The sequence below is a fragment of the Kordia sp. genome, assembly GCF_045105435.1.
Classification (GTDB): Bacteria; Bacteroidota; Bacteroidia; order Flavobacteriales; family Flavobacteriaceae; genus Kordia.
In genome coordinates, this window is sequence record NZ_JBGCDL010000300.1 from 1 (window position 1) to 8,757 (window position 8,757).

Sequence of the window (8,757 nt, forward strand, 5' to 3'; positions counted from 1 at the left end):
AATTACCATGCAAGAATCAGATTTACTAAATATAGCACAACAATTTGGCAATCCGACGTATGTATACGATGCCGAAAAAATTACGTCTCAGTATGAACGATTGACGAAAGCGTTTCAAACCGTACCAAAACTCAAATTACATTATGCCGTAAAAGCCTTGTCAAATTTGAGTATTTTAAAATTGATGAAATCGCTTGGCGCGGGATTGGACACAGTTTCCATTCAAGAAGTAAAATTAGGTTTAGCAGCAGGATTTGATCCCGAAGAAATCATGTACACGCCAAATGGTGTATCGTTACAGGAAATTGAAAACGCAGCACAATTGGGTGTAAAAATTAATATTGACAATCTTTCTATTTTAGAGCAGTTTGGTAGCAAACATCCAACAATTCCTGTGTGTATTCGTATCAATCCGCATGTAATGGCTGGCGGAAACCACAATATTTCTGTTGGACATATTGATTCAAAGTTCGGAATTTCCATTCATCAAATACCACATGTATTACGCATTGTAGAATTGACAGGAATGCACATTAACGGAATTCACATGCATACCGGAAGTGATATTTTAGATATTGACGTATTTTTATACGCTTCAGAAATTTTATTTAATACCGCGAAAAATTTTAAAAATCTTGATTTTATTGACTTTGGAAGCGGATTTAAAGTTCCGTATAAAAAAGACGACATTCAAACCAATGTGGAAGAACTTGGAGAAAAATTAAGCACACGTTTCAATGAATTTTCACAAGAATACGGAAAAGAATTGTCGCTCAATTTTGAACCAGGAAAATTTCTCGTTAGTGAAGCAGGTTCATTTTTAGCAGAAGTCAACGTCGTAAAACAGACAACCTCAACGGTTTTTGCAGGAATTGATAGTGGTTTTAATCACTTAATTCGTCCTATGTTATACAATTCGTATCATCATATTGAAAACATTTCCAATCCTGAAGGTCGCGAACGCTACTATTCGGTTGTTGGATATATTTGCGAAACAGATACATTTGGTAATAACCGTAGAATTAGTGAAATCCGAGAAGGCGATATTTTAAAGTTTAACAACGCTGGAGCCTATTGTTTTTCTATGGCGAGCAACTACAATTCTCGTTATCGTCCTGCCGAAGTTTTATGGTTCAACAACGAAGCGCATTTAATTAGAAAGCGTGAAACATTTGATGATATATTAAAAAATCAGGTTGAAATTGATCTTTCCACCAAGAAAAAGAAAAAAAGTGTTCCCAAAGCTGTTTAGGAAGGGAATTAAGTGTTGAGAAAGTGTCTGTGTTAGTTTCAGGCACTTTTTTTATTCTGTACTTTTTTTCACAGAAATAATCTTTTTTTGATCGCGATCATATTTAACTATAAATGCTGTACTACCAGCAAAACCTAAGTCTTCCTCAATAAAAGCAAGTGTTATATTTTTCGTAGAATCTTCAGGGAAAAATGATTCTTTGATAATGTTGACAGTTATTTTTGCGTCAATTCCTTTTTGTTTTAAAGAATCTATTCGATATTCCATCGCTTTAAATTCCCTCAATTTGGTCAATTTGCTTGAAAAGTCATCTTCCATAGTTTTTGCGACTTCGGTTTTGCATGAAAAAAAACCTAGAAAGCAGAAAATCAATATAATTACACCTATCGTGTATCGCTTCATAATATACCTATTCATTAAGTTTTATGTATCTTATTTTTTGAAATATACTAAATATAGAAATATTTAAAAACTATTCTAAATCTTTAATTATAAAACCGTAACAGCTACAAGAATTTAAACTCTTTATATAAAATAGTATCTTGTAAAAACATTTACATATTTATACTGTTCGATGAAAAAACTATTGTTTGTATTATTTTTAATGTGTTTGAGTTGTACTAAAGAAAAAAAGTATGACGATCCTATTCAATTTGCGCTTTCGGCGGATGTGAAAGAAATTCAGAATGTGATGAACAATCTGGAAGCGTACGAAGTTCAAATTTTAGTCACGGATGCAGAAGGCACTGATTTTAGTTTTCAAGTGAATGATTCTATATACTTTTATCCTGCGAGTAGCGTAAAATTTCCAATCGCATTGCTTGCTTTAGAGAAGGCGAATAGAATTGCGACAATTACGAGCGAATCTGAGTTTCTGATTGATGGCGATTCTATAAAAACAACCATTCGCAACGAAGTTCAGAAAATTTTTGCTGTGAGCGATAACGAAGCCTATAATCGTTTGTTTGAATTTTTAGGGAAAGAAGATATTCAAAGTACAATGCACGCAAAAGGATTTTATCCTGTGCAAATTTCACATCGATTGAGCACGAAAGATGCAGCAAATTTATACACAAAAGTAATTACATTTTCTAAAGAAGATAGCATTTTGTATCATCAATCGAAAATGCGAAGTAGACCAACACTTCCGTTAGAAATAGAAAAAACGCAAAAAGGAAAAGGCTTTTACAGAAACGATTCTTTGGTTTCTCAACCAATGGATTTTTCTAAGAAGAATTACTTGCCAATTTCCACACTTCATCAACTCATAAAACGCTTGCATTCTCCTAAAAAACACGATTCAAATGCACAATTTAATCTTTCAGAAAGCGATTGTGATTTTGTATTGAAAGTGATGCATGAAACACCCAAAAAACAAGGTTTTACTGATACTGAATATTATGATAGCTACGTGAAATTTTTTATGTTTGGCGACAGTAAAAAACCAATACCCGAACATATTAAAATGTATAATAAAGTTGGATATGCGTACGGATATTTAACCGATTGCGCACATATTGTAGATACAAAAAATGATATTTCATTTACTATCACAGCGACAATTCATGTGAATAAAAACCAAATTTTTAATGATGATACGTATGAATATGATGAAATTGGCATTCCGTTTTTAGCGGAATTGGGCAGACAAGTACATCAGTTTTATCTCAACAAAAAACAGTAAAACAGATAAAACGGTTCATTTTCTTTTTAGTTTTTGGTATTTCTATGTGTCATGCGCTACATCTTTTATAAAAAAGGGGAAAAGTACAAACGAAGAAAATAAAATATGGATGAATTAAATATAGTAATCATTATTGCGGTGCTTCTTTTTGTAAGATTGGGCATTCGATTGTATAGAAACTATCCGAAATCTGATGATTGACAGCATGTAAAACCGTTTTGGAAGGGATTTAAAAAAGGCTTACCAATGATATGTTATCATTGATGAGCCTTTAAAATTAAAAAGAAATAGTATTATTTCTTCCCTCTTGATGATCGATACGCCTTATTATTAGGATTCATTTGATTCGCGCGATTTACATCATTTGCACTTACATCTCTTACCTTCTGAAATTCCTCATTATTCGGATTCAGTTGATTTCCTCTGTTTACATCACTTGCATGATGTTCTTCGTTATTATTATTTTCCATAATTTAAAATTTTAAATGGTTATTAATTAAATTTCTCCTCTATCTCTAAGAACTTTTTCTATGCGTCTGAGAAATGCCAAATCCTCTGGCGGAATTGGATTCTTTTTCATTATTGCTTTTCTAATTCTTTTTAAATCTTCTGTTGTCATCAACTTTGGATCTTTCATCTTTTTAATATTTTTTTAATGTTAATAATACAGCTTCAACACAAAGCCTTTCCTTATTTAGAATAGCGCTTATTCTTACATCAAATATCAGATAAGTATAAATTTTATTTTCCTTTTTGTGACATACAAACTATATTTGGGACAGAAGTACTTCTTTTTGTGATTGCGTTATTAAAAGAGACTGAAATTTGACACTACATAAAAACCAACAACCAATCTTCTATGTTTGAAAATTTGATTCCCGATCTTGATTCTCCTAAACTCATTATTGCTATTTTAATAGTTCTCATGCTAATCTTAGTATTTAGAAACATGTATATTGTTTATAAAAAAGGATTTTATAAACGCGAAAATAATGAGCTAAAAGACTCCATTTTAAGCAATAAACAAGCAATAAAAGAATATCAAAAAAAGCTAGTTGATATAGAAAGTCTTAAGAAAGAATTAATTGAAAGGCAAGAAGAGATTACAGCGCTAGAGGATAGATTAAAACATAAAAATGCCGATATTTCAACATTAGGACAAACTATAAATCACCAAAAAAGAGCTTTTGAAAAGTATGTTGACTATAAAAATGTAGAAGCAAATAATACACGATTAGGCGCACATTTTATAAAAAATGTAATTAGTCAAATCTACACTGATATGGAAATTGCTCAATCGAGATATAAAACGTTTTTAGGAGTTCATTATAAAATAGGAAAATCAAGTAGTGGAATTCCACCAATTAAAGCCTTAAAAAATATATTTAGATTGCTCGACTATAATGTAGCTGCTTTACATGAAACTAACATTTCAATAAAAAAAGAAATTGAATATATAGAAATGTTTTTAGACTTAATTCGATACTTAAAACCCAACGCCACTATTGAATTGAAAGATTATTTAACTGATGAACAAAGAAATACCATTGAAATAAAACCTACGCTACTTTTTCCTTTTGTTGAAAATGCGCTAAAACATGGAAGTCTCAACCATACTGACTCATTTGTTAGCATTACACTTAAACAAACTAGCAATAAGGAGCTAAACTACTGTTTGGTGAATAGTACTGAACAGTTAACATTTGAACAAATTCAAAAAAGCTCGGAAATAAACGGAACTTTTGGTTTGAATGCACTTAAACAACTCATAAACACATATTACCCTGGCAGTTCATTAAAACACAAATCATTACCCAATAATCAATATATGTCTGAACTCATTTTACCGCTCGCATCATGAAGATACGGTATATACTTATAGATGATGAACCAAAAACAATTCAAACTGTCAAAGAAAAAATAGATCGTATTGCAAATGATTACGACTTGGAACATGTTGCAAGTTATACAAGTTCTAAGAAAGCGTACGAAGAAATTGATTCGACAACATTTGATTTATTACTTGTTGATTTCCAAATGCCTGTATACAATGGAATACAACTTGCTGAGAAAATTGCGGCTTCTAAAAAAATTGTTTTTTTAACGTCTACCACAGGAAAACAAACAGAGATTATCAATAATTTAGAAATTGCAGGATATTTAAGCAAACCCTTTGAAATTGAAGAATTTGAAAAAGTTTTAAAGAAAAAAGTAATCGGAAAAATTGCTTCTGCTTATGTTAGAAAAAAAGACGGTTATTTATCTATTGCTGTAGGATCAAATAAAAATATTGGGATTTATCCAGATCAAGTTTTCTATATAAGTACTGCTAGAAACCTAAATGGCGAACAACCTAAAACAAATTGCGTACATATTTATGGTAAAAACGATCTGTTAATCCACAAGAATATTCGCTATTCCATCAATAAACTTTCTAGTTTATTAAATATATATGGTTTTGAAAAAATTAGTCAAAGCACGATCATAAATATGACTCGCATTAAAGAACGTGATAACAGAAATATTAAGTTATACGACACACAAGAAACTTTTGAAGTAACAGATAAAGAAAAACCTAGTTTTATTAAGAAACTAGTATCTTTTTTTAGTCCAAACTAATCTTTTCTAAATTCTCACAAAATACCAAACCATTTTTATCCAAATCGTAAAAAGCTTTTTTTGTCTCAAAACAGTTTCTTGGAGTTATGTTTAATACTAAAAAATACAACATTACTAGCTTGCTTTCATAAATTGATTCCCAACGCTAGCGGAAGTTTCCAAACTCGTGCTGGTAATAAAACTAAGAAGTTGTATTGAGAAGTTTCAAATGAAAGTTCGTGTACCAAAATAACAAAGCGAAGTAAGTCTAAAAGCAACAGTCTTCTAAATCTCGAATCGCGTTTAATAATCTAACAGCGATAGCGATCTAAACTAGCAACACTTTTCTCAAATTCAGCAACCATTTCTTCCACAACTGTTGCTGCAGGTTTTATTTCATGGATTAATGCTGAAACTTGTCCAATTTCTAATTCGCCTTCAACCAAATCGCCTTCAAACATTCCACGTTTTGCACGTGCTCTTCCCAATAAGGTTTTCAGTTCTTCTACTGATGGAGCTTTGGTATATAATTCTTCTAAATCTTCGTAGAATTTATTTTTCAATAATCGGACTGGCGCCAATTCTTTCAACATCAATTTGGTGCTTCCTTCTTTGGCAGCTACGACTTGCTTTTTGAATTCAATATGAGAAGAAGCTTCGTGTGTTGCAACAAATCTACTTCCAACTTGCACACCATCTGCGCCTAAAACCATGGCTGCTAACATTGCTTTTCCGCTTCCAATTCCGCCAGCAGCTATCAACGGAATTTCTAATTGTTCTTTTACGGTCGGAATTAAGGTTAACGTCGTTGTTTCCTCTCGCCCATTATGTCCGCCAGCTTCAAAACCTTCAGCCACCACAGCATCTACACCAGCAGCTTGCGATTTTAAAGCAAATTTTGAACTGCTGACTACATGCGTTACCGTGATTCCGTTTTCTTTTAAAAAAGGCGTCCACGTTTTAGGATTTCCCGCAGAGGTAAATACTACTTTTACACCTTCTTCCACAATGATATCCATAATTTCTTCAATATTCGGATACAACATCGGAACATTCACGCCAAACGGTTTGTCGGTTGCTTTTTTACACTTTTGAATATGTTCACGCAATACATCTGGATACATTGAACCTGCGCCAATTAAACCCAATCCACCAGCATTACTGACCGCAGAAGCCAATCGCCAGCCGCTTGCCCAAATCATTCCACCTTGAATTATTGGATATTGTATGTTGTATAATTGCGTAATTCTATTCTGTGCAAACAAAGCCATTCGTGTTCTATTTTTTTATTGTTTTATGATTTTTTTGGTGATCGTTTCTCCGTTCGCTTCAATGCGTAACAAGTACATTCCTACTGCCAATTCACTTACGTTTATTTGTTTAGAATTGCTCGTAGTCGTATATATTTTGATCGTTTTTCCTAGCAAATTTCCCAATGTAATGGTTGCGTTTTCGGTTTCCGCTGGCAAGTTAATTTGTACAATCGCTTTCGCGGGATTTGGAAATAACTGAATCGTTTCATTATCGGCAAATTCATCATTTGATAAGGTCTGAATTACCAATTCAAAATTCGGAATTCCGTATCCTAATTGAATGGTTGGATTTGCATAAATGGAAGCTGATTCACGTACAAGTTGCATCAACTCTGTATTTGTTTTATTTGGAAATGCTTGTACCAAACACGCCATAGCACCTGCAATAATTGGTGAAGAAAATGAAGTTCCGTTAGATGTTGTTACCACTCCGCTATCACTTATTACATATACACTTGCTCCTTGCGCTACCACATCTGGTTTTACGGGAATATTTGGCGTTCTACCGCGCGAACTAAACGACGCATAACTTCCACTTGCATTTACAGCTCCAACGGTGAATCCGTTTCCATCTGCTGGTGCAGTAATAATTCCCCAACTGTTGTTTCCAGAGTTTCCTGCGGAGTTTACAATGAGCAATCCTTTTTCAACGGCAATGTTAGAACCTTTGGTAATGTAAGTCGTATTTCCGTCCATATCGGCGGTTGTATAATCATATTTACTCTCATCAAATTGATTGTAACCCAAGGAAGTATTTACCACATCAACACCTAAACTATCGGCACGTTCGGCGGCTTCTACCCAATACGATTCTTCCAAAGGTGTTTCGGTTGCCGCATCTTCGGTTCTGAATAAGTAATAGCTTGCATCTGGCGCAGTTCCTACAAATTGTCCATCTATATAACCTGCCATATCTGACAAAACGTTTGTGCCGTGACTGTTTCCTGTGTATGCATATACATCTGCGTTTCTATCTACAAAATCGTATCCATTGAGTAAATCGCCGTTGTCTCGCAATCGCTGAAAAGCTGTCATGGTGTTTACATTCGTGAATCCGCCATCTAAAACTGCAACGGTAACGCCTTCACCTGTGTAATCTGCTTCATGTAATTTGTCCACATTGATCATGGCTGCTTGATTGGAACCATCACCGTAATTATACATGACTAAGGTTTCAAACTTTTCTACCGTTCGTCCTGTGTTCGCTTCCGCGGAAGGTCTGTTTGCAATATTTAAAGAGCGATCTGCATATAGAATTTCATTTACAAACGAGAGATTGAGCAAGTTGTCAATATCCGTTTGCGTTCCTAAAACATGTACACAATTGAACCATTTTGATTTTGCTTTGACCGTAATTCCTGTTTGATTTTTTACTTGCGTGATGTATGATTCGTTCACAGGAATATCACGTTCATCAATTGCTATATTGTGATTTGCTTTCCGATCGATCGCTTTTTGCGTAAGAATCGTTGTCGGATTGGCTAGTGCATTGGCAACATCAGGTTTGTCTGTAAAATATACCCAAGCGTGTTCTGTTTGTGCAACACCAAATTGCGCTACAAGTATGATAATGAATGTGATTATTTTTTTCATTTGCTTGGGTTTATTAGGTTTTCATTTGATGATTTGTTGATTTGATGATTTATCAATTCGTTGATTCGTTGATTTGCTTTTACTTCAATTTCAAGTTCATTTTCAATTTCAAGTTCAACTTCATTCTCAACTTCATCAAGAAATTACGCCAGATCCAATTAATTCTTCATCAATATACCACGCTACAAATTGTCCTTCGGTGATGGCACTTTGCGGATTTTCAAAATCTACATATAAACCGCCATTTATTTTGTATATCAATGCTTTTTCTAATGCTTGTCTGTAACGAATACGCGCCATTACTTCTATGGATTCGT

At 33.6% G+C, this 8,757-nt stretch carries 10 protein-coding genes; 4 read left to right on the forward strand and 6 right to left on the reverse strand.

Features of this window, described 5'->3' with window-relative positions; genetic code table 11:
* The first annotated feature begins 7 nt into the window (after positions 1-7).
* Complete coding sequence (gene lysA, locus AB8B65_RS15375; RefSeq protein WP_405302162.1) at positions 8-1,252, forward strand: diaminopimelate decarboxylase; 1,245 nt, start codon at positions 8-10, stop codon at positions 1,250-1,252.
* A gap of 51 nt (positions 1,253-1,303) precedes the next feature.
* Here the strand turns inward: lysA and AB8B65_RS15380 are convergent, their stop codons facing one another.
* A complete protein-coding gene (locus tag AB8B65_RS15380) occupies positions 1,304-1,570 on the reverse strand; it encodes a hypothetical protein (protein WP_405302153.1) in 267 nt (88 codons plus the stop codon).
* Between the two features lie 256 nt (positions 1,571-1,826).
* Between AB8B65_RS15380 and AB8B65_RS15385 the strand changes: the two genes are divergently transcribed.
* On the forward strand, positions 1,827-2,936 hold the full coding sequence (locus tag AB8B65_RS15385; RefSeq protein WP_405302154.1) for a serine hydrolase: 1,110 nt from the start codon (positions 1,827-1,829) through the stop codon (positions 2,934-2,936).
* Between the two features lie 293 nt (positions 2,937-3,229).
* Here the strand turns inward: AB8B65_RS15385 and AB8B65_RS15390 are convergent, their stop codons facing one another.
* Both AB8B65_RS15390 and AB8B65_RS15395 read right to left on the reverse strand, forming a co-directional pair.
* On the reverse strand, positions 3,230-3,406 hold the full coding sequence (locus tag AB8B65_RS15390; RefSeq protein WP_405302155.1) for a hypothetical protein: 177 nt from the start codon (positions 3,404-3,406) through the stop codon (positions 3,230-3,232).
* 26 nt (positions 3,407-3,432) lie between these two features.
* Positions 3,433-3,573 (reverse strand): hypothetical protein, encoded by a 141-nt coding sequence (locus tag AB8B65_RS15395; RefSeq protein WP_405302156.1) that lies wholly within the window; start codon positions 3,571-3,573, stop codon positions 3,433-3,435.
* A 222-nt stretch (positions 3,574-3,795) separates the two neighbouring features.
* On the opposite strand from AB8B65_RS15395, the gene AB8B65_RS15400 reads away from it, so the two are divergent.
* The gene (locus AB8B65_RS15400; RefSeq protein ID WP_405302157.1) at positions 3,796-4,797 is read left to right on the forward strand and encodes a hypothetical protein; all 1,002 of its coding nucleotides are present in this window, start codon (positions 3,796-3,798) and stop codon (positions 4,795-4,797) included.
* Positions 4,794-5,555, forward strand: coding sequence for a LytR/AlgR family response regulator transcription factor (locus AB8B65_RS15405; protein WP_405302158.1), 762 nt, complete (start codon positions 4,794-4,796; stop codon positions 5,553-5,555). Before AB8B65_RS15400 ends, AB8B65_RS15405 begins: the two co-directional genes overlap by 4 nt.
* A gap of 290 nt (positions 5,556-5,845) precedes the next feature.
* Here AB8B65_RS15405 and AB8B65_RS15410 read toward each other — a convergent pair whose 3' ends face one another.
* The 3 genes from AB8B65_RS15410 to AB8B65_RS15420 all read right to left on the reverse strand — a co-directional run.
* Positions 5,846-6,805, reverse strand: a complete 960-nt coding sequence (locus AB8B65_RS15410; RefSeq protein ID WP_405302159.1) for an NAD(P)H-dependent flavin oxidoreductase — start codon at positions 6,803-6,805, stop codon at positions 5,846-5,848.
* A gap of 15 nt (positions 6,806-6,820) precedes the next feature.
* Positions 6,821-8,440 carry a S8 family serine peptidase gene (locus AB8B65_RS15415; protein WP_405302160.1) on the reverse strand — a complete coding sequence of 540 codons (1,620 nt, stop codon included), beginning with the start codon at positions 8,438-8,440 and terminating at the stop codon, positions 6,821-6,823.
* 135 nt (positions 8,441-8,575) lie between these two features.
* The coding region (locus AB8B65_RS15420; RefSeq protein WP_405302161.1) for an aminomethyltransferase beta-barrel domain-containing protein at positions 8,576-8,757 on the reverse strand (182 nt) is incomplete at its 5' end.